Origin of the sequence: Rhodococcus artemisiae (assembly GCF_036327795.1) — a bacterium.
In the GTDB taxonomy this organism is placed as follows: Bacteria; Actinomycetota; Actinomycetes; order Mycobacteriales; family Mycobacteriaceae; genus Rhodococcus; species Rhodococcus artemisiae.
In genome coordinates, this window is record NZ_JAUTXY010000002.1 from 402641 (window position 1) to 422660 (window position 20020).

General features: G+C 64.7%; 20 protein-coding genes, 1 tRNA gene and 1 riboswitch. Of the genes, 9 read left to right on the plus strand and 12 right to left on the minus strand.

The genetic code is table 11. From position 1 onward, the window contains the following. The 6 genes from Q7514_RS06185 to gudD are packed head-to-tail and all read left to right on the plus strand — an operon-like array spanning position 1 to position 6142. Positions 1–999: an ABC transporter permease gene (locus tag Q7514_RS06185; RefSeq protein WP_330132366.1), complete on the plus strand. Its 999-nt coding sequence runs from the start codon at positions 1–3 to the stop codon at positions 997–999. Then, positions 996–2015: an ABC transporter ATP-binding protein gene (locus Q7514_RS06190; RefSeq protein ID WP_330132367.1), complete on the plus strand. Its 1020-nt coding sequence runs from the start codon at positions 996–998 to the stop codon at positions 2013–2015. Before Q7514_RS06185 ends, Q7514_RS06190 begins: the two co-directional genes overlap by 4 nt. Next, positions 2008–3039 carry an ABC transporter ATP-binding protein gene (locus Q7514_RS06195; RefSeq protein WP_330132368.1) on the plus strand — a complete coding sequence of 344 codons (1032 nt, stop codon included), beginning with the start codon at positions 2008–2010 and terminating at the stop codon, positions 3037–3039. Before Q7514_RS06190 ends, Q7514_RS06195 begins: the two co-directional genes overlap by 8 nt. Then, complete coding sequence (locus Q7514_RS06200; RefSeq protein ID WP_330132369.1) at positions 3036–3761, plus strand: sulfite exporter TauE/SafE family protein; 726 nt, start codon at positions 3036–3038, stop codon at positions 3759–3761. Before Q7514_RS06195 ends, Q7514_RS06200 begins: the two co-directional genes overlap by 4 nt. Before the next feature lie 21 nt (positions 3762–3782). Then, a complete protein-coding gene (locus tag Q7514_RS06205; protein WP_330132370.1) occupies positions 3783–4766 on the plus strand; it encodes a 2-hydroxyacid dehydrogenase in 984 nt (327 codons plus the stop codon). Between the two features lie 32 nt (positions 4767–4798). Further along, positions 4799–6142 carry a glucarate dehydratase gene (gene gudD, locus Q7514_RS06210; RefSeq protein ID WP_330132371.1) on the plus strand — a complete coding sequence of 448 codons (1344 nt, stop codon included), beginning with the start codon at positions 4799–4801 and terminating at the stop codon, positions 6140–6142. A 54-nt stretch (positions 6143–6196) separates the two neighbouring features. Here the strand turns inward: gudD and Q7514_RS06215 are convergent, their stop codons facing one another. The 10 genes from Q7514_RS06215 to Q7514_RS06260 form a co-directional block, all read right to left on the minus strand. Beyond that, entirely contained in the window at positions 6197–6568 is a 372-nt protein-coding gene (locus Q7514_RS06215; RefSeq protein WP_330132372.1) for a fluoride efflux transporter FluC, read from the minus strand. Then, a complete protein-coding gene (locus Q7514_RS06220; RefSeq protein WP_330132373.1) occupies positions 6565–7014 on the minus strand; it encodes a fluoride efflux transporter FluC in 450 nt (149 codons plus the stop codon). Before Q7514_RS06220 ends, Q7514_RS06215 begins: the two co-directional genes overlap by 4 nt. Then, positions 7011–7499 (minus strand): universal stress protein, encoded by a 489-nt coding sequence (locus tag Q7514_RS06225; RefSeq protein WP_330132374.1) that lies wholly within the window; start codon positions 7497–7499, stop codon positions 7011–7013. Before Q7514_RS06225 ends, Q7514_RS06220 begins: the two co-directional genes overlap by 4 nt. A 103-nt stretch (positions 7500–7602) precedes the next feature. Then, positions 7603–7679, minus strand: a riboswitch (Fluoride riboswitch). Between the two features lie 59 nt (positions 7680–7738). Continuing rightward, positions 7739–8209 (minus strand): MarR family winged helix-turn-helix transcriptional regulator, encoded by a 471-nt coding sequence (locus Q7514_RS06230; protein ID WP_330132375.1) that lies wholly within the window; start codon positions 8207–8209, stop codon positions 7739–7741. Positions 8210–8271: 62 nt separating this feature from the next. Beyond that, positions 8272–9318 carry an iron-siderophore ABC transporter substrate-binding protein gene (locus Q7514_RS06235; RefSeq protein ID WP_330132376.1) on the minus strand — a complete coding sequence of 349 codons (1047 nt, stop codon included), beginning with the start codon at positions 9316–9318 and terminating at the stop codon, positions 8272–8274. A gap of 831 nt (positions 9319–10149) precedes the next feature. Further along, positions 10150–10548: a RidA family protein gene (locus Q7514_RS06240; RefSeq protein WP_330132653.1), complete on the minus strand. Its 399-nt coding sequence runs from the start codon at positions 10546–10548 to the stop codon at positions 10150–10152. Between the two features lie 10 nt (positions 10549–10558). Next, complete coding sequence (locus tag Q7514_RS06245; protein ID WP_330132377.1) at positions 10559–11512, minus strand: FtsX-like permease family protein; 954 nt, start codon at positions 11510–11512, stop codon at positions 10559–10561. Positions 11513–11830: 318 nt separating this feature from the next. After that, positions 11831–12958 (minus strand): Fic family protein, encoded by a 1128-nt coding sequence (locus Q7514_RS06250; RefSeq protein WP_330132378.1) that lies wholly within the window; start codon positions 12956–12958, stop codon positions 11831–11833. 552 nt (positions 12959–13510) lie between these two features. After that, positions 13511–13584: transfer RNA gene (locus Q7514_RS06255), tRNA-Gly, on the minus strand. Positions 13585–13670: 86 nt separating this feature from the next. Next, entirely contained in the window at positions 13671–14492 is an 822-nt protein-coding gene (locus tag Q7514_RS06260) for an oxygenase MpaB family protein (RefSeq protein WP_330132379.1), read from the minus strand. A gap of 90 nt (positions 14493–14582) precedes the next feature. Between Q7514_RS06260 and Q7514_RS06265 the strand changes: the two genes are divergently transcribed. The 3 genes from Q7514_RS06265 to Q7514_RS06275 are packed head-to-tail and all read left to right on the plus strand — an operon-like array spanning position 14583 to position 16930. After that, positions 14583–15206 (plus strand): TetR/AcrR family transcriptional regulator, encoded by a 624-nt coding sequence (locus Q7514_RS06265; RefSeq protein ID WP_330132380.1) that lies wholly within the window; start codon positions 14583–14585, stop codon positions 15204–15206. Between the two features lie 31 nt (positions 15207–15237). Beyond that, the gene (gene dcd, locus Q7514_RS06270; RefSeq protein ID WP_330132381.1) at positions 15238–15828 is read left to right on the plus strand and encodes a dCTP deaminase; all 591 of its coding nucleotides are present in this window, start codon (positions 15238–15240) and stop codon (positions 15826–15828) included. Between the two features lie 40 nt (positions 15829–15868). Next, the gene (locus Q7514_RS06275) at positions 15869–16930 is read left to right on the plus strand and encodes a glycoside hydrolase 5 family protein (RefSeq protein WP_330132382.1); all 1062 of its coding nucleotides are present in this window, start codon (positions 15869–15871) and stop codon (positions 16928–16930) included. Positions 16931–16940: 10 nt separating this feature from the next. On the opposite strand, the gene Q7514_RS06280 is transcribed toward Q7514_RS06275, so the two are convergent. Further along, positions 16941–18572 (minus strand): ArnT family glycosyltransferase, encoded by a 1632-nt coding sequence (locus Q7514_RS06280; protein ID WP_330132383.1) that lies wholly within the window; start codon positions 18570–18572, stop codon positions 16941–16943. Next, on the minus strand, positions 18569–20020 hold the full coding sequence (locus Q7514_RS06285; RefSeq protein WP_330132384.1) for a glycosyltransferase: 1452 nt from the start codon (positions 20018–20020) through the stop codon (positions 18569–18571). Before Q7514_RS06285 ends, Q7514_RS06280 begins: the two co-directional genes overlap by 4 nt.

Consider the following 20020-nt stretch of genomic DNA (forward strand, 5'->3'; position numbering starts at 1 on the left):
ATGTCACTCGTCACCGAACCCCTCGACCCCAGTAGTCCGGTCGGCTCCACCGACCCGACCGGCGACTCCGTCGACGCCGGGAAGGTGCCCTCGGGCCGGATGCCGCTGTGGAAGCTCCTGCTTCGCGACAAGCTGGCCACCGTCGCCGCAGGCATTCTCGGATTCGTCCTGCTCGTCGCGATCTTCGGACCGTGGATAGTCGGGGACGCCGCGACCGACCAGAACCTCGCCGAGTCGAACCTGCCCCCGTTCACACTGGACACCGGCTGGATGAACGTCCTCGGCACCGATCCGCTCGGGCGAAGCATGCTCGCCCGGCTGATCGTCGCGTGTCAGACGACGCTGATGGTGTCGCTTCCCGCGGTGATCATCTCCTGCGTCGTCGGATCTGCCATCGGCATGTGGGCGGGCTATCATCGCGGGTGGCGTGAGACCACCGCGATGCGGGTCGCAGACGTGATCATGAGCTTCCCGTCCCTGCTTCTGGCCGTCGTCGTGCTCTTCGTGTTCTCGCCGAGTGCCGCGAATATCGTTGCGGTGCTGGCGATCACACGGATCCCGATCTACTTGCGCACCGCTCGCGCGGAGGCCGCGGAGCTGCAGAGCCGCGTGTTCGTCGACGCCGCCCGCACCTTCGGAGCCAAGAGCGGCGCCATCATCCGAGTTCACGTGTTCCCGATTCTGCTGCCGACGCTGCTGACCGTGGCCACCCTGGACTTCTGTTACGTGATGCTCGCGGAGTCGTCGCTCAGCTTCCTGGGCATCGGAATCCAACCGCCCGACATCAGCTGGGGGCTGATGGTGTCGCAGGGACGCACCTATCTGCAGACCGCATGGTGGCTGTCCTTCTTCCCCGGCCTCGCGATCGTGATCACCACCGTGTCGGCCACCATCCTCGCCGCGTGGGCGCGGATCGCGACCGACCCGGGACAGCGGTGGCGCCTGACCACTCCGAACGCCCGCAAGCGCTTCTTCTCCTCTCGAAAGGCTGTGCGATGAGTGCTCCCACACTGGACCACCCGGACGCCGACACCGACGACCGCGTCGCACTCGAGGTGACCGGCCTGACCGTCGATCTCCGGACACCGACCGGCACTGTGCGCGCGGTCGACCATGTTTCGTTCGAGGCACGCCGCGGAGAAACTCTGGCGCTCCTCGGCGAATCGGGTTGCGGCAAGTCGATGACGGCGCAGTCTCTGGTCGGTCTGCTCGCCCCGATTGCGTCGGTCACGGACGGATCGGTGACACTCGATGGTGTCGACCTCGTCTCGGCTACCGACTCGACGCGCCGTTCGATGGCAGGCACCGAACTTTCGATCGTCTTCCAGGATGCTCTGACCGCGCTCAATCCGGTTTACACCGTCGGAACACAACTGGCCGAGCCGTTCCGCATCCACCACGGGATGTCCAGGAAGAAGGCGCGCCACGAGGCGATCGAACTGATGAGGCACGTCGGGATCCCAGAACCGGAGTCGCGGGCCGACTCCTACCCGCATCAATTCTCCGGCGGAATGCGGCAGCGTCTGCTCATCGCGATGGCGGTCGCGCTCAGCCCTACCGTGCTGCTTGCAGACGAGCCGACCACGGCACTCGACGTCACCGTCCAGGCGCAGATCATGGCGCTGCTGCAGCGACTTCGGGAAGAGCACGACATGGCGGTTGTACTCATCACCCACGACTTGGCGCTGGTCTCCGAGCAGGCCGATCGGGTGGTCATCATGTACGCGGGCAGTGTCGTCGAATCAGGCCCGGTCGTCGATGTGTTCGGTGCCCCCACCCACCCGTACACGAAGGGTCTGCTCGACTCGGTGCCGGTGGGCGCCGAGCGAGGGGCCGACCTGAGGTCGATAGGCGGTACCCCGCCCGATCTGCATTCGATCCCGTCCGGGTGTGTGTATCAGGCCCGATGCCCACTGGCCAGGGAACGCTGCGTGACGGAGCGTCCTTCACCGAGGAGGACCGGCGTCGGCCAGGCCTCGGCCTGCCACTTCTGGGAGGAGACCCGCAATGCTTGACACCACGACCCGGCCCGTCACCGATCCCCGCGTCCTCGAGGTGCGTGACGTCGGGAAGACGTTCACTGTCCCCGGGAAATCGGGCCACAGGCAACTGCGTGCTCTCGACGGCATCGACCTCGACCTCCGGCGCGGGGAGACTCTCGGCCTCGTCGGTGAATCAGGTTGCGGCAAGTCGACACTCGCCAGGATGTTGATGATGCTCGAGCGCCCCGACAACGGGACGGTGCGCTGGGACGGCACAGATCCGTATCGCCTCGAGGGGAGAGACCTGCTCGCGCTGCGCCGCAAGGTGCAGATGGTATTCCAGGACCCCTACGCGTCGCTGAACAGCCGGATGACGGCATCGCAGATCATCGCCGAACCGTGGCGGACCCACAAGGACCTCTACCCGTCGAAGCGTGACCGGGCCGCGCGTGTACGAGAACTGCTGCATCTCGTCGGATTGCGGCCGAGCGACGAACATCGCAGCCCACAGGAGTTCTCCGGTGGCCAGCGCCAGCGCCTCGGCATCGCCCGCGCTCTCGCACTCAATCCCGAGGTGATCATCTGCGACGAACCGGTGTCGGCGCTCGACCTGTCGGTGCAGGCTCAGGTATTGAACCTGCTCAACGAACTGCAGCATGAACTCGGGATCTCATATATCTTCATTTCCCACGACCTTTCGGTCGTGAGGCATGTTGCGGACCGCGTGGCAGTGATGTATCTCGGACGGATTATCGAGACCGGAAGCACCGACGCTGTCTTCGACCATTCCGCCCATCCGTACACCGAGGCATTGATGTCGGCGGCCCCGACACTCGACGCGAGCGCGCGCCGCACACACATCCTCCTCGAGGGTGAGGTGCCTTCGCCGCTGAATCCGCCGTCCGGCTGCCGGTTCCGAACCCGCTGCGCACACGCAACCGACCTCTGCGCCACCGCGGCGCCGCCGGCGGTGTCCGATGGTGCCGAGGCCGGGCACGTCGCGGAATGCTTCCATCCGCGAGGACGTGTCGCGCTCGGCATTTCCGCTGTGGCGTGAGCATCGCTGCGTTCGCGGTCGTCGCGGCGGCAGTCTGCGTTGCCTCATGCATGCAGGCGTCGATCGGGTTCGGCATGGGCATGCTGGCTGCGCCTGTCGTCGCACTCGTCGAACCCACGCTCCTGCCCGCGACGCTGATCATGTCCGCGACCCTGGTCACCCTGATCGTGGTGGTCAGGGAGCGGGCGAGCCTCGACTTCCGCGGCACCGGCTGGGCTCTCGCCGGCCGGGTGCCGGGGACGGTTGCGGGCACCCTGCTGCTGGTGTGGATCCCGGAGTCCGGACTGACGCTGTTGCTCGCTGCCGTGGTGCTCGGTGGGACCGTTGTCACCCTCCTGGGCTGGAATCCGGCTCCGGTGGCCCGCAACATGGCGATCGCGGGCGCTGCTTCGGGTCTTCTCGGCACCGCGACGTCCATCGGAGGACCGCCGATGGCGCTCGTCAACTCCGGCCGAGAGGGCGCCGCGGTGCGCGGCAACATGAGCGCCTTCTTCCTCGTCGGAAGCCTGATGTCACTGGCTGCGCTCGCCATCGCCGGCCGCATGCACTCCGGGACCGGAACGGCGTTCCTCGCGCTGGTCCCGGCGGTTCTCCTCGGCTACGTCGCGTCGCGGTGGGTGAACCGGCTGCTCGACAAGGACCGTCTCCGCACCGTCTCGATCGTCGTGTCGGCGGCCGGAGCGGTGCTTCTCCTCGGACACCAGGTCCTGCTTGCGACCTGAACCACGCGGAAGGGAATCCACATGAAAATCGTTGTCGGTGAACGGAACCTGGCGCCACACCGGGACTTGTTCCTGTCGTTGCTGCCGGCAGGTGTCGCCGTGTCGTGGCACGAGACCTTCGACGAGGATTCGATCGTCGCGGATCTGCCGGACGCGGACGTGTACGTCGGTGGCCGGGTGACCCCGGCGATGGCGCGGGTGGGGCACCGACTCCGGCTCGTGCACACCGCAGGCGCGGGTACCGACAAGGTATCGTTCGCGGACCTGCCCGCAGGCACCGATGTTGCCAACACCTTCCACCACGAGGACTCGATCGCGGAGTACGTCGCCGCGGCGACCGTTCTGCTGCGTCGGAACCTCTTGGTGCAGGACGGCGCGCTGCGCGAGGGAAAGTGGGCGACCTCCGTGTACCGGCCCGAGCTTCCGCAACCCCGGACGATGCGGGGCGCAACCGTCGGCTATGTCGGGTTCGGGCACATCGGCCGGCGGTGCGCCGACCTGTTCGGAGCGATGGGCGCGAGGGGATGCGCCGTGACCGGTTCCGGGCGTGTTGCTGACGCCACGGGGCTGGAGTGGCACGCCGACACCACGGAACTCGACCGGCTGATGACCGAGTCCGACGTGGTCGTCGTGTCCGCGCCATTGACCGACCGCACGGCCGGCATGATCGGCGCCGGTGAACTGGACCGGTTGGGACCCGAAGGCGTCCTGGTCAATGTCGGGCGCGGGCCTCTGGTTCAGGAGCGTCCCCTGTTCGAGGCACTACGGGACAACCGGATCGCCGGAGCCGCGGTCGACGTCTGGTACCGGTACCCGGAGGGCGGGGATGCGCAGGCACCGGCGGATCTGCCGTTCCACACCCTATCCACCGTCCTGATGACCCCCCACACCTCGGGCGTTACGCACGACACCTTCGTCGGGCGGGTCCGCGACATCACCGACAACATCCGCCGGCTCGACGCCGGGGAGCCACTCGACCGGGTTGTCGCATCCGGCGCCCGATGAACCCATCACCCCTCGATCAGGAGTCGATCCATATGAACGCGACAAAGTCACCCGTGGTCACCGACGTACAGGTGATCCCCGTTGCCGGCCATGACTCGATGCTGCTCAATCTCAGCGGCGCGCACGCCCCGTACTTCACCCGGAACATCGTGGTGCTCACCGATTCCGACGGAAACACCGGTGTGGGTGAGGTGCCGGGTGGCGAAGAGATCCGCCGGACCCTGGAGGATGCGCGAACTCTCGTCGTCGGCAGGAAGATCGGTGACCACAACGCGATCCTCGGCGACCTCCGTACCACCTTCGCGGCCAGGGACTCCGCGGGCAGAGGCGCCCAGACCTTCGACCTCCGTGTCACGGTGCACGCGGTCACCGCGGTGGAGTCGGCACTGCTCGACCTGCTCGGCAAGCACTTCGAGATCCCGGTGGCGGCGCTGCTCGGGGACGGGAAGCAGCGAGACCGGGTGCAGGCGCTCGGGTACCTCTTCTTCATCGGGGACCGCACCAGGACGGACCTGGCGTACCGTTCGGGCGCTGACGAGGACGCAGGCGCCGACGAGTGGATGCGCATTCGGCACGCGGAGGCCCTGACTCCTGACGCGGTGGTGCGACTTGCAGAGGCAGCGCAGGACCGGTACGGATTCCAGGACTTCAAACTCAAAGGTGGCGTCCTCGCACCGAGGGAGGAGGTGGCCGCGGTCACCGCGTTGCACGAACGGTTCCCGTCCGCGCGCATCACGCTCGATCCCAACGGGGGGTGGTTGCTCGACGAAGCAATCGAGACCTGCCGCGGACTCGGTGATGTCCTCGCGTACGCCGAGGACCCGGTGGGGCCCGAGGGGGCGTTCTCGGGGCGTGAGGTGATGGCGGAGTTCAAACGCGCCACCGGCCTGCAGACGGCCACCAACATGATCGCGACCGACTGGCGGGAGATGGGGCACGCCATCCGCACCGGTGCCGTCGATATTCCGCTCGCCGACCCACACTTCTGGACCATGAGCGGGTCCGTGCGCGTCGCGCAACTGTGCGACGCGTGGGGACTGACGTGGGGGTCGCACTCCAACAACCACTTCGACGTGTCGCTCGCGATGTTCACCCACGTTGCCGCAGCGGCACCCGGCGAGATCACGGCGATCGACACTCACTGGATTTGGCAGGACGGGCAGCGACTCACCGCCGAGCCGTTCACCATCGAGGACGGATACCTCGCGGTGCCCGACCGGCCGGGCCTCGGTATCGAGCTGGACATGGAGCAGGTCGCCGCGGCGAACGAGTTGTACCTGCGCGAGGGGCTCGGTGCCCGCGACGACGCCGTGGGTATGCAGTTCCTGCTGCCCGGCTGGACCTTCGACAGCAAGCGGCCCGCTCTGCACCGCTGACCTCGGCTGCTGTGAGCGCGGCGTCGGCGGGTGGTCTCCCTTGGGCCAGTGGGACTACTGAAGGGCATTGCCGAGTCCGAGCCCGAGGGCGGCGGTCGCAACACTGACGATGAGCATCCCTCCGCTGTGGACGAGTGCAGCACGCCAGCGTCCCACGTGGAGTAGCCGCATCGCCTCCGCCGAAGCGGTACTGAACGTGGAATAGCCCCCGAGCAGGCCGACGCCCAACACAGCGTAGATCTCGTCCCATGTGGGATGACCGAGCGCGTAACCCGTGAGCAGCCCGAGGAACAGACACGCTGTTGCATTCACCACGAAAGTGCCCAACGGCAGCGACCACCTGTTGTGGCGGTTGACCGCAGTGTCCACGAGAAACCGGGCTATTCCGCCGAGTCCACCGGCAAGGGCGGTCAGAGCGAGGATCATTCGCCTTCCTCCGCCCGTCCCGGTCGTGGTCGCGAGAATGCCGCTGCGGCAACGCCGATACCGATGCCTGCGGCGGCGATTCCCAGCGCGATGCTGAGCACGGCATACGCGGCTGCGAGAGCGGAGTGTCCCGACTGGGCGAGTCGGTCGACTTCCACCACATAGGTGCTGTAGGTGGTGAACCCACCGATGAGCCCCGTGCCCACGCACAGTCGCACAGCCCGCCTCCAGCCGGTGTCGGCGCCTGCGTGCGCGAGCGACTCCAGCACCGCACCGAGAAGAAGACTGCCGATGATGTTGATAGCGAATGTCGACCAAGGCCATTCGCCGACTTCCGCGGGGTAGGCGCGTTCGATCACGGCCCGAAGGAGCGTTCCGAGGCCGGAGCCGAGCCCGACCATGGCCGCGAGAAAGACAGTCCCCCTTCGGCGGTCAGTGATGTTCATCGGTCCCATGAGCTCGAGGTGGCCTTCCAGTCCACAACCGTCAGCGGAACGGTCACCACAGGTCGATGCTGATGGTGAGCAAGTTGAACTGCAACCGAGCCTTCCATCAGCTCGCGCAGATGAGCGCCCGGACCTGGTGCGCGGGTTCCGACCACGATTGCCGCTGCATCGACGGCTCGTGCCAGGTGCGTCAATGCGCGATCGGGCCGGCCGGCGAGAAAGCGGAACGACCAGTCGCAGGCGACGTCGGTAAGGAGCTCGCGGAGGCGTTCGAGGCACTGCACCTCACGCTCGTGCCACGACTCGTCGCTGCTGTCCGGATCGAGCGGCGCATGCGTCACAGAACCATCAGGATGCTCCGACACGACATGACGTGACGGATCCGCATAAGCGAAGTAGACGTGCGGGGCACCGCACGCCTGGGCAAGTGCTGCGGCAGTCAGGGGGACAAGATCAGGTAGACCAGGGGTGACACCGACAACCACTGGGTGTCCTGAGAACGGGATCAGTCTCTCGACCGTGGGCTGTGGAGGAATGTGCGGCATAGTCGCCAGCCTTCCTGCGGGCAGCGCGTGTCCTGCCCACTCATGTGGGGCAGGAACCATCAGCCGGCAGGCGGTTCGGGTGCTCGGCGCACCCCGGCGGGATCCATCGCCGCTGCGATTCTATCGTGTGGAGATCGCGCCACCGGACCCGACTCGGCCGATAATGCCCCAAGGCCGTGCTACGTCCGGCGTTGTGCGATTGGCGAATGAGTACGTAGTGACACATTGAGCCGCGCGAGCACCGGTAACGCATCGGTGAGCCGCCGTAGGTCTTCAGAGGGCAGCATGTCCACTTCGTCGGCCAGCGCGCTCACGCGGCGCTCTGCCCGGCGATCGCGTCGCGCGGTCCGTTCCCCCGAGATCGTGAGCGTGCTCACCCGCCCGTCTGCCGGGTCCGGTCGGCGTTCGAGCAGGCCCTTGTCCTCCAGATGCCGGACCAATGTGCTGACCGTGTTCGGCCGCAACGACAGTCGGCGTGCCACCTCGCCGATCCGAGTGCCCGGGTTGTTCGCCACATCGTGCAGCACCTCCGACTGTGCTTCCGGGAGTGTCTCGTCCTCACCTGAGGTGACCATGTATTCGCGCAGGGCCCTGCGCAATTCGAACGCTGCATCGATCAACGCGCGCGAGAGATCCGCTGGATTGTGCACCGACATATCTCATCCATCCACTGTGTCTCGCCGAGGCCCGGGCTATCCTGCCACGATGGGTGTTACTGCTGCACGGTGTCTTCCAGAACGGTGAGGACCTGTCTCGCGGCGGTAGGGCCGGTGTTGAGGTAGAACGTGTCGTCGTCGACGGCGATAGCCCGACCCGTGCGGACCGCCTGAAGTTCCGGCCAGAGCGGAGTCTGCGTGAGCGTCGACGGATCGCCGCCCTGCACGCCGTAGAAGAGCCGGTCGGCATCGGCGACCGGCAGTTCCTCTTCGCTGATGTCCCGGGATGTCTCGTCGAACTGCTGAGAAGCCGGCCGCGCGAGTCCGGCGTCCTCCGCAATACTCCCGGTGAACGACGGGACTCCGAAGATGCGCAATCGGTCGCCGTTCTTGCGGGTGAATGACACCGTGGGCGCCGCCTCGAGTGAGGCTCCGACGACCGCGGCGTCGGAGTGGAACTCGTCGAGTAGGGATTGTGCCTGCTCTGTCCGGCCGAGTGCGTCCGCAGCAAGGAGGAAGTCCTGCTTCCAGTACACGCCGGTCCCTTGCGTCGCGACCGTCGGTGCGATCTCCGACAGTTGCCCGAAGAGAGTGTCCGCGTCCTTGCCGGCGGTGTTCATCAGGATGAGGTCGGGAGCGAGGTTCGCGATCGCTTCGAAGTTGGGTGTGAACCGTCCTCCGGCGTCGACGACACTGTCGAGTTCGGTTCGGTACTGCGGATAGGTGTCGAGCAGGTACGGAGGGATCAGGTCGGCGCCGTCCCCTCGCGTCGATCCGGCCGGGACCACACCGACGGACAGCAATGCGTCGGCCTGACCGGTGGAGATGACGACCACATTCTCGGGCTGTGCGTCGAGGGTGGTCTCGCCTTGGAAGTGTGTGACGGTGCGCGGGAACTCACCGTCCTGCGCACCGCTGCCCATTCCCTCCGGTACGGCTCGCGGGGCGACGAAGTCGCCGGTGGACGCCGGTGGGCTGACGGTGTTGATTGCCGATGCGGCGGTGTCTTGGGCACTCGAACAGCTACTGAGCGCTACCGCCAACGATGCGGCGGTGATGATTCCTGCCCATACGAGACGCCTTCTGCTTCGTTTGACGGGCATCGATTCTCCGATTGCTGTTCGACGAGATGGGTTTGACGAGATGGGTTTGACGAGAAGTGAAGTCGATTGGTGCCGGATTGCAGGTTGCCGTCGGCGACGCGCGATTCCGGACAGACCGTGGGTGCTTGTGCTCGGGAGACCGAGCCGGTCATGTTAGGTAACGCTACCCTTTATTGGTGCGTTCGTTTATGTCTGCCACAGATCTAATTTCGTGATCTGAATCATATTAGCGCTGTGGGCATTGCGGGAAGCATGCTCGCCGAGTTCGGCCAACGGGATCTGCCGCGATCCGTGATGAGATTTTCGATCTCCGAATTTGACGCGCTCTCGGTGCGGGGTGGGACGGATGCAGACCGTCACCCATAGCTGATTCGGCGGTGACGGTCTGCATCAGAGCGCTGGTGCCTTACCTGCTCCGGGTCTCGGTCCCGTGGTGCACGTTGCGCGGTCGATGAGTCTTTCGCGGCGGCGTTGCGAACGGGATCGGGAGGGCCACCCACAGTGGAGGCGATTGGAGGGGTGTTGAACTATGCCTATTCTGTCGGCCCCGCGTTGCACTGGCCTCCTGAAACCGCCGTGTATGCATACTTACTAGGTGCACGATCGGTCTCGGTGGCCCGGTAGGTACCGCGCACCGAAGCCTGTCGTTGGGTTAGGTAACCCCGTGGTCGCGATGAGCGTATCGGCATGCTGGTCGGAGCCGATGGGGACCATGGCTGTATCGGCACCTACAGTTGGCTGACAGGTTCCCCCTCGGCGTGGCAGCAAGGCGCGAGTCTTCTCGGCCCCGCGACAGGGGTTCGCGCGAGTGGTCCATTTTCGCCAGGAGGATCAGCCCTGTCCCAGGACCACCATGATCTCGAGTTGGATCTGTTGGGGTTCGGGAAGGTCGATGCTGATCGTGTGTCGTGCCGGGCGACTGGTCTCGTCGGGGAACATTGCGACCCAATGCTTGTCGATGATGGGCCGGATCGACTTGTCGCGAACGAAGACTGTGCACTTGACGACGTCCTCGACCCGTCCGCCGGCTGCGTCGACGGTGCGGCGGAGGTTGGCGAAGGCGAGTTCGACCTGCGCCTCGGTGTCGGTGGGCACTTCGTTCTTCTCCGGATCGAGAGCGACGATGCCTCCGGATGCAAGGAGATTTCCGACGACGGATGCCTGGGGGATCGGCAGTCCGCCGTGGTGCAGACCGGGGACTTCTACGGAGAGACGGGTCGTGGTGTTCAGTTCCTTTCGGTCAAGCTGTCAGATGTTTGATCAGAGTGGTGATGTCGTCGAGTTCGTCCAGTTTTCGGAGCGATTCGACGAGCTGGTCGGTGTGTGCCGATACCCCGAGCCGGGGTGCTGCCGATAGGCAGTCGCGCAGGCGATTCTCGTGATCGTCAGGAGTCAGGGGATTCCCAGGGAACCCGGGTGGTGTGTCGATGCCGTACTCGAGAACGTCATCGCTTGTGGTATGAATCGTCAATCGTGTTGCTCCGGGGCCCTGTTCATCCAGCTTCGGGTCGGCGCGCACGACTACTCGGCCGATCAGGTCCAGCATTTCCGTGCCGGAAATCGTATCAGGCCTGAAGTGTTCCAAACGCGACGCCCCATGGAGGATCGCTCCCGCGACACAATGCGATGCATTGAATTGTGCTGCAACACGCGGATTTTCGTCTGGTGTGAAGGGATGGCCGACGAGGCGGTGTGCATAGGGCGTCATGGTCACCTCGATATGTTCGACTGTGTTCGGGCGGACTCCGTCCGCATACGCGCGTAGCGCCAACTCGGTGGTGCCCTGAGTGAGGCCACAGCGCAATGAGGCGATCGGGTCCTGTTTGGCAGCGCGGAGCGCAGGCAGTGTGCCAGCAAGGAAGGCGATCGCCATGATTCCGAGGATCACGGTGGCGATCGTCGTGGGCTCGAACGCGATGATCGTCAGCCCGGGCATATCCGCCAGAATCGTGCCGTCGAGCGCCGCCGCCGAGATCTTGCCGACGACTACGGCACCGACGACACCGAGCGCGCTGCCGAGCAGGCCGATGACGACGGCCTCGACGCTGAAGAGTGAGAACACCCTGGCGCTCGACAGACCGAGGGCCTTCATGAGCCCGACCTCGCGGGTACGTTCCTGTACTGCCATGAACAGCGTGTTGACGATGCCGATGGACGCCGCGAGCAACGCGATGATCGCGAATGCGTTGAGCACCAGGACAACCGTGTCGATGACCGAGGTGACCGACCCGAGCTGATCCTGAAGAGTGGTGCCGGTGTACCCGATTCGTACTGCCGTCCCGGTTGGATGCCGACAGGGACTGCTGCAGTCGCAGCGAATCCAGTCGGTGACCAGGGCCTATTGCTTGGAGAGGTGTTCACCTATTGCGGGTTGTGATGCGCTGGTAGTGGAGCGGCTGGACTGACCAGTTGGTAATCACACCTTGAATGGTCGTCAGATCACACCCTGCGAACGGCATCCCTCTCAAGGAAGAAAGCGGCATCAGATCCGGGACGATTCACCTGGCGAGAATCACTCCCCGTCCAGTTCGAGGAGCGAAACGCCCCGCGCTGTGAGCCGGAAACGCAGCGGTTTCCTCGTAACCGTCTCAATGATGCCGGCATCGTCTAGGCGCCGAAGTCGCGGGCGGACGAACTGACTGGATCGGCCCACTGCGTCTGCCAGGGTGTTCAACTTGACGGCGCGGTTCGCGTCGAAGTGGTGGGCCTGGCCCAAAGTGAAGAGGACTTCACCGATGTCGTCGCCAACAACCGGCGGCGCCGACTCGCGATCGAGTCCCACGTTCAGCGGAAACTGCTCATCCTCCAACAGGACCTGGATTCGCGTCGCGAGCGTCTCGATCTTCCGCCGACGCTCGGACAGGTCTAGCAGCAGGCGATGTTGCGCCTCGGCGATGATCTCCAGCATGTCGACCAGATAGGGCGTCAGATCTCCGCGATTCAAAGGATTCTCCGCGTCGGAGAACGCTCGGTAGTAACGATCCTTGTTATCGGCGACCGTCGCCGACAATGCCAGGCTCGCATAAGGAGCCAACACCTGTCGAAGGTCCAGCGCGAGAAGATAGCGCCCGGTTCGGCCGTTGCCGTCGTAGAACGGGTGTGTGTACTCAAAGATGAAGTGCGCGACCACTGCTCTGATCAGCCGGGGAATCGAGTCGTCGCGTCCCTGGCTCAGCATGAGCGTCAGCGCGTCGTCGATCGCAGATTCGGGAAACACGCCGGTGTGCACGACCTTGATTCCTGATGTGATCGACACCGGTCCTTGCCGGAACCGCAGCCCGTCGGGGGCGTCTTCATCGCGAATCTCGCCCCGAGTTACCGCGTCGTAGGCGGCCCTGATGTCGTCGAGCGTCTGCGGACTCTCGGCCTGGTCGTTGCCGATGTCGAGGTAGAGTCGCACCATCTCCGCGAACCGCTTGGTCGCGAGGGGCTGTTCCGACCGCACCACTTTGATTGCCTCGCTGATCTCCTTTCGAGTCGAGCGGACCTGTTCGATCTCGTTCGTTGCCTGGATCTCGTCGATCACCATCCGATGCAGGTAGTGGCGGCGCGCGTGGCCCGGAAGGCCGTCCCACTCGGCCTGAATCTTGGGCTCGAAGCTCATGATCCGTTCAATCAGCGCTGCGACTTCGGGTGTCATCAGCGCGAACATCGAGTGTTCACCGAGCGGTAGGTCCCAGTGGACGGCGGCGGGAGACTCTCGTCGCGCCCGTTCCTCAGCGTCGGCTCCAGCACGATCTCGTTGGTGAAAGATCGATTTCAACGTCCTGTACGCCATCTGGTGTTTCCCTGTCTCCACGCCATGTAGCGGCCTTGTCTGTCACGCCTATTTTATCCAGAAAAGGATCTGGATAAAATAGGGCTGCGGCGCGGGAGCACCCAACCCGCACCCGGCCGCGTCACTTCGCCTCTCGGCGCCACGAAGAGCCCTCGGATTCGCCCCGGTCCGGCAGATAGAGACCCCGCCCCGACAACGAAATCCACGGGGTTTCGTGGCTCGACTTCGACCACGGCGCGGAATTACCCGTCCGCAGCCGCCGCGAGACGCGACACGGCTCGATCGGTATGGGAATTCCGCCGCGGTCAAGCTGACGATCTGCCGAATCTGACCCGCTTGGCGGAGTTGCGATGGAAATCAGGGTCCGATTGCGTCCGCAGATTCAATAGGTGGCCCTAATGGGTGACCACTCTTTGGAGCCGATGACGGGAATCGAACCCGCGTACCTAGCTTGGGAAGCTAGTGTTCTACCATTGAACTACATCGGCACGCTGGGCTTTTTGTCGATTTTCATCGACTCTGCCCCACGCTCGGAGCAAACTTTAGCAGACTCTCCGACCGCTACCGCAAACCGCTATACCAGCGTGCGTCCGGTCTCGATCCGCCATCGCATGTCGGCCAGCAACAGCCGGTACGGTGCTTCGCGGACGGCGAGCGGAAGTCGCTTGTTGACCTTGCCGATGGCGCGCATGATGCGCTCGAATCGGCGTTGGTCGCGAGGCGTCCACGACAGCAGCATCTCGTCACGGAACCGTTGCGGCAGAAATCCCGCGGTGAAGAACATGTTGATCGGTCCCGCCACCAGCGACACGGGCTTGGGGACAAACTCCATCCGCGCGATGGAGATCAGGTGTTCGCGGATGGCGTTGTCGATCCGAACCTTCGCGAGACCTTCGTTCCAGTACTCCTCGAACAGTTCACGATCGGCGGGCCACATGTCGGGCTTGACTTGCAGGGTGGTGCCGAAGGTTGCGCCGCGCTGATAGAAGTAATCGACGGCGTGTTCGGGGATCGGCCCGTACAGCGCGCGGTGGACATCCTCGAATCCTCGGTAGATGCACGCGGCGACCCAGAGTTGGAGTTCGGGGTCGAAGGCGTTGTATTCGACGGGGCTCGTCTCGGTCGACCGCACCTGGGCGTGTGCCTTGTTCACGCCGTTGCGGAACATTCGCTTCTCTTCGTCGGTGCCTTTGGCTGCGATAGCGAGGTAGCCGAGGGTGGTGCGGCTCCGCTTGTACGGGTGGTCGAACAGGCGGCCCGACTCGACGCGGCTCTCGAATACGCCGTAGCCGACACCTGGCCACGACAGTTGCATGATGATGTTCGCCGCACCTGCGGCGAGGCCGATGCCGTCCATCGCATCATCGAGACCTGCGGGTTTTTCGATCGTGGGCATGCTGAACTCTCCTCCGAGGTCGAAAATTGCTTACGACTGTACTCAGATGAAAGACGGGCGTAAAGGACCTTTGCTGAGATGATGGGCAGCATGGCGACAGGACGGATCTACGGTGGACGCGCGGGCGAGGAACGATTGGCCGACCGAAGGGCGAAGCTGATCGACGCCGGTCTCGACCTGCTCGGCGCCGCCGACGGCGAACCGACTCTGTCCGTCCGCGGCGTCTGTAAACGTGCCGGCCTCGCATCGCGCTACTTCTACGAGAGCTTCGCCGATCGAGACGAACTCACAGGTGCGGTGTACGACTACGTCGTCCAGCGCATCGCCGAAAGCACGCTGGCGGCGATAGCAGAGGCACCGCATGAGGACCGGGCCCTCGTCCGAGCGTGCGTCGGCAACATCGTGCACGAGATCGGCGAGGACCCCAGGCTCGGCCGCATGCTGTTCTCCGTCAGCCAGGCCAACCCGCAACTCGCGAAGCGGCGGCTCGAGTCCACCCGGATGTTCGCCGGCCTGGTGATGTTGCAGGCGGAGAACTTCTACGAGGTCAAACCCAGCCCGCGCCTCGACCTCGCCGCTCACTACGTCGTCGGTGGTCTCGCACAGGCGCTCACCGCGTGGCTCGACGAAACCGTGCCGCTGAACCGGGACGATGTCATCGAGGAATGTACCGAGCTACTCCTCGCAATGGCCACCCACCTCAACAGAAGCTGAGGCGCGCGAGCGAGGTTGTTAACCTCTACCCGTGCTGCTCTCCGATCGCGACATCCGCGCCCAGATCGCCTCCGGACATCTGGGGATCGATCCATACGACCCGGACCTGGTGCAGCCGTCGAGCGTCGATGTGCGCCTGGACAGTCTGTTCCGCGTCTTCAACAACACCCGCTACACCCACATCGACCCTGCAAAGCAGCAGGACGAGCTCACCTCGCTGGTGGAGGTTCCCCAGAACGAATCGTTCGTGCTGCACCCGGGGGAGTTCGTTCTCGGGTCGACGATGGAACGCTGCTCGCTGCCGTCCGACCTCGCGGGCCGGCTCGAAGGTAAGTCGTCTCTCGGGCGCCTCGGTCTGCTCACGCACTCGACGGCCGGCTTCATCGACCCGGGTTTCGACGGGCACATCACCCTCGAACTGTCGAACGTCGCGAACCTGCCGATCACACTGTGGCCGGGAATGAAGATCGGGCAGCTGTGCCTGTTCCGGCTGACGAGCCCGGCCGAGCATCCGTACGGCAGCTCGAAGGTGGGATCGAAGTATCAGGGCCAGCGTGGCCCGACCCCGTCCAAGGCGTACCTGAACTTCGTGCACGAACATCCCGACGCGCGTCCCAGCTGAATCGGGCAGCGATGGCGCCCACGTCGGTTACCGTCAGTGGATGCGCCTTGCAGTGCTCGTCGCGTGCCTGCTGTTGGTGGCATCGTGTGCGCAGGACACCTCCCCGCGACCGTCACCTACGGAGTCGAGCTCGCAGGTAGTGGTCGCCGGCGACCACCTCCTGCTCGACGGCCGACAGTGGTGGCCCACCGGCATGAACGCCTATCAGCTGGCTACCGACTGGTCGCTCAACGAGGGATGCGGAGCGCAGGTCGATGTGGACGCCTTCTTCGCTTCGTTGCCCCCGAATTCGCTGACGCGCTTCGACGCGTTCCAATCGCACGCCATCCATCGGGACACCGGGACGGTCGATTTCACTGCTCTCGATGCCGTGTTCGATGCGGCCGCACGTCACAATCAGCTCGTCGTGCCGGTGCTGGCACCACAGGACAGCGATTGCGACGCGGGTGGATACAAGCAGCGCGACTGGTACGTCGACGGTTGGCGGCAGGTCCAGGACGGGCACTCGCTGAGTTACGAGGATTGGGTGACGAAGTCCGTCGAGCGCTGGCGTGATTCACCCGCACTCGCCATGTGGGAACTGCTCGGAGAGCCCGAGGCGGCCACGTGTCCGGACGGTGACTGTTCACTCGAGCGACGGCAGTGCCCTCCCGATGCGGCCATCATCCTGAGGAAGTGGACCGACGAAGCGGGGCGCATCGTGCGCGACCACGACCGAGATCACCCGATCACTCTGGGAACGATCGGCGGAAATCAATGTGGCACTGCAGGAGACGGATTCGTGATCGTGGTGGGGTCTCCGTCCGTCGACGTCGCGCAGTACCACGACTACGACGACGGTCGATTCCTCGCGCTGCGTCTGGCCGAGACCGACAAGCCGCTGCTCGTCGGGGAGGTCGGAATCGAGGCCGGAAGCTGCCGCACCCTGGAGGAACGCGCCGACATTGTCGACGAAAGGCTCACCCACTACCGGGAACTCGGGACAGCGGGGGCGCTGATGTGGGCGTTCGTGCCCGATCCTCGTCCCACGGACTGCAGTTTCGATATCGGTCCCGACGATCCGCTGCGGCAGGTCCTCGCTCGACACACGACGCTCGGATGAACGGTGATCGTCAGCTGTCGACCCGCCAGAGCCGCCACGTCGGCTGGTTGTCGCCGTCGTTGGGAATCTCGAGTTCGAGAGTAGCGATCTCACTGCCGGTCTCGAAGATCGTCGGGTAGCGCCGGTTGACGGCGTCGGATGTTCCTCGCCCCTCGTTGGGCACGGTGAGAATGTATCGGACCCCGAACCGGGCGGGTTGGTTCAATACCTCGGTGAAGTCGGCGTCGGACGGGACGACGTAGGTGTCGGGTCTGTCGGTCGCGGTGATCACAGCGAATCCGTACACGGTGTCCATGAGCACCGATCCGGGTGGCAGGCTCTGCTGGTCGAGATACTGCGCGAGGCGCCGTTCGGTCGAGAACGAGGCGATGATCCGCTCCTCCTGTTCTCTCAGATCCGATGGGTCGTCGGGATCCGGAAACAGGACGGTGCGCAGCGCGTGTTGTTCCTGCGACAGCTCGGAATCGAGCATGGCGACGAAGGTGATCGGCAGGCCGCACGCGAGCAGCAGCGCGCCGAGTGGTGCGAGACCGCCGCTGTCGGTAGGGCGCGGTTCAGCGTAGGTGCCCGGTCTCCGCGACACGAACTGCCCGCGACGTGGCGCCAATTGGATCACCCACACCGCGAGCACGGGCACCGCGCACAGGTAGAAACGCAGGAACGGGAATGTCGCCCCGCGCGCATACGACAGCATGGCGAATCCGATCACCGCGCCGAACACGAGGAAGGGGACGAGGGGTTCGAGGTCACGCCGACGCCAGGCCATCGCGATGACGACGGGGATCAACAGAGGCAATGCCGGGCCCAGTGCGACGATCTCCGCGACGGAGAATGCGAGCGCAGAAAGGCCGCCCGCGGAACCGCCGCCGCTCTGCTCGATGATGGCGGCGTTTCCGTACGACGACGAGAACTGCGCGAATGCGTCGCCGGTGATCAACCAGCTGATCGCGGCGAAGACACCGAAGGACAACACGATCGGCGACGCGAACAGGATGCCGTCGAGTATGGCCGGATGCCGGCTACGCGGCATCGATCGGCGAGTCCGCCATCGCGCGAGTATCACGACGAACACCGTGACGGCGCCGCCGGCTGCGAGCGCGTCGTATCGCGCCAGGTACGCGATACCGAGTGCAACACCGGCGAATCCGAGGTCGTGGATGTCGTCGGTACTGCACCAGCGGATCAGGCGACGGGTCGCCCAACACAACAGAAACAGGAACGGTGCCTCGCTCATGCCGTTGGCGCCGTAGTAGACGATCATCGGGTTCAAGGCGAACAACGCCGTCACCGTCCACACGAGCCACGGTGCACACCCGCGGTCGCAGGCGATCCTGTGGATCTGGACGACGGCGCCCGCCATGAACGGCGCGGACATCGCGATGGCGGTGATGGCGAATCGCGTGAGATCGGGAAACCAGTCGGAGAGCGCTACCAGTGGCAGCTGCGCGATCGCGGTGAGGGGAGTGAACACGAATCCGATGGCGGCGAGATGCGGGTCGCGAGAGAACAGGACCGTCCGCGCGGCGGACACTCGGCTCAGTGAATCACCCTGGAAGTACCGGACTTCGAGAGCCAGCCACAGCCCCACCGCGACATAGAGTGCGCATGTCGCCCAGAACACCCGCGACGAACGGGGCGTCATGAGTCCAGTCCGTGGAAGGTCTTCTCCCAGTACGAGGGATTGCGGATCAGCTGATACGTCCCTTTGATGGCCGCGATCGACATGAACAGCCAGTAGATCGGTACTGTCAGACACGGCCACCACAGCGCCGAGTTCGATGATTCGCGGCACGCAACCAGATTCATGTAGACCACTGCAGCATTGCCGAACACCAGCGATATCAGCGCCGGAAAGTACACATACGTCGGAAAGATCTCTTCGATGACGTGCGGCTGTCCCAAGAGCCACGAGATGGTGATCAGCCAGAACACCATGTTCAAGCACGCAATGATCGGTGTTCCGGCGAGCAGCGTGGTGAAGCGCCACATTCCGACGGCGCCGATCGCCCGTCGCAGCTGCATGGGCCGACGCATGTGCACCAGCCAAGTCTGGAGATACCCCTTGTACCAGCGGGATCGCTGTCGAACCCAGTTGATGGGGTCGCTGTTGGCCTCTTCGAGTGTCGTCGAGTCCAGGACAGCAGTGCGGTAGCCGGACTCTGCGATGCGGACGCCGAGGTCGGCGTCCTCGGTGACATTGTACGGATCCCACGCTCCGATGTCGTCGAACACGCTGCGCCGGATGTGGTTCGACGTGCCACCCAGGGGAATGGGCGCCTTCGACACCATCAGCCCGGGCAGAATGAAGCTGAACCACAGCGCGTAGTCGGCGGTGAACCAACCCGTGAGCATGTTCTGAGAGCCGTTGTGAAAGGCCAGCTTCGCCTGAACACATGCGACGTCGCTACCCACACGGTCGAACGCGACGACTACGCGGCGCAGCTGAAGTGGGTCCGGCCGGTCTTCGGCGTCGAAGATCGTGACGATCTCGCCGGTCGTGAAATGGAGCCCGTAGTTGCATGCCTTGGGTTTGGTACGGGGATCCGCGGCGGGAACTTTCAGGATCTCGACGCTCGCGCCGAGTCCGGCCGCTTCGGCCGCGTCGATCGTCACGGTGTCGTCTTCCTCGAGCAGTAGGAGCACCTGCAGCTTCTCTGCCGGGTAGTCGATCGCGTGCATCGCGGCCACGAGGTCGCCGACCACCTCGGGTTCGTTGTATGCGGGCACCAGCACCGTGTACGCGGGCAATCGGTCGTCGGTCGGTGCGAGCGCATCTTCGTCGCTGACCTGCACGATCGCGTCACGGTTCAGGCCGCGCGAGAACAGCAGCAGCCGGTCGGCGAGGGTCGCGATGTAGCCGAAGGTGCACAAGGCGGTGAGTGTGATGAGCGCCGGTTTCGTGACGACCACGAGGGCCACCACGAGGACGACGAGGAGCGACCACCCGATCCGCTTCTGCACCGGAATGAATGCGACCGACGCCGACGACACGGGGCTGCGCTCGCGGAGCCCGAATACGGCATCGTGCAATGCCGCGTGCGTGTATTCGACGTACGCCGCGGTTCCCTCCGGCGGTACCTCCGGTCGCAT

Excerpts from the sequence above, each read along its gene's own strand:
- Q7514_RS06235 (WP_330132376.1), bottom strand. The coding sequence starts at position 9,318 with ATGCCCGTCAAACGAAGCAGAAGGCGTCTCGTATGGGCAGGAATCATC.
- Q7514_RS06260 (WP_330132379.1), bottom strand. The coding sequence starts at position 14,492 with ATGCCCACGATCGAAAAACCCGCAGGTCTCGATGATGCGATGGACGGC.
- Q7514_RS06275 (WP_330132382.1), top strand. The coding sequence starts at position 15,869 with ATGCGCCTTGCAGTGCTCGTCGCGTGCCTGCTGTTGGTGGCATCGTGT.
- Q7514_RS06185 (WP_330132366.1), top strand. The coding sequence starts at position 1 with ATGTCACTCGTCACCGAACCCCTCGACCCCAGTAGTCCGGTCGGCTCC.
- Q7514_RS06280 (WP_330132383.1), bottom strand. The coding sequence starts at position 18,572 with ATGACGCCCCGTTCGTCGCGGGTGTTCTGGGCGACATGCGCACTCTAT.
- Q7514_RS06215 (WP_330132372.1), bottom strand. The coding sequence starts at position 6,568 with ATGATCCTCGCTCTGACCGCCCTTGCCGGTGGACTCGGCGGAATAGCC.
- Q7514_RS06220 (WP_330132373.1), bottom strand. The coding sequence starts at position 7,014 with ATGAACATCACTGACCGCCGAAGGGGGACTGTCTTTCTCGCGGCCATG.
- Q7514_RS06190 (WP_330132367.1), top strand. The coding sequence starts at position 996 with ATGAGTGCTCCCACACTGGACCACCCGGACGCCGACACCGACGACCGC.
- Q7514_RS06195 (WP_330132368.1), top strand. The coding sequence starts at position 2,008 with ATGCTTGACACCACGACCCGGCCCGTCACCGATCCCCGCGTCCTCGAG.
- Q7514_RS06250 (WP_330132378.1), bottom strand. The coding sequence starts at position 12,958 with ATGACACCCGAAGTCGCAGCGCTGATTGAACGGATCATGAGCTTCGAG.
- gudD (WP_330132371.1), top strand. The coding sequence starts at position 4,799 with ATGAACGCGACAAAGTCACCCGTGGTCACCGACGTACAGGTGATCCCC.
- Q7514_RS06265 (WP_330132380.1), top strand. The coding sequence starts at position 14,583 with ATGGCGACAGGACGGATCTACGGTGGACGCGCGGGCGAGGAACGATTG.
- Q7514_RS06205 (WP_330132370.1), top strand. The coding sequence starts at position 3,783 with ATGAAAATCGTTGTCGGTGAACGGAACCTGGCGCCACACCGGGACTTG.
- Q7514_RS06285 (WP_330132384.1), bottom strand. The coding sequence starts at position 20,020 with ATGCGACCGGAGGTACCGCCGGAGGGAACCGCGGCGTACGTCGAATAC.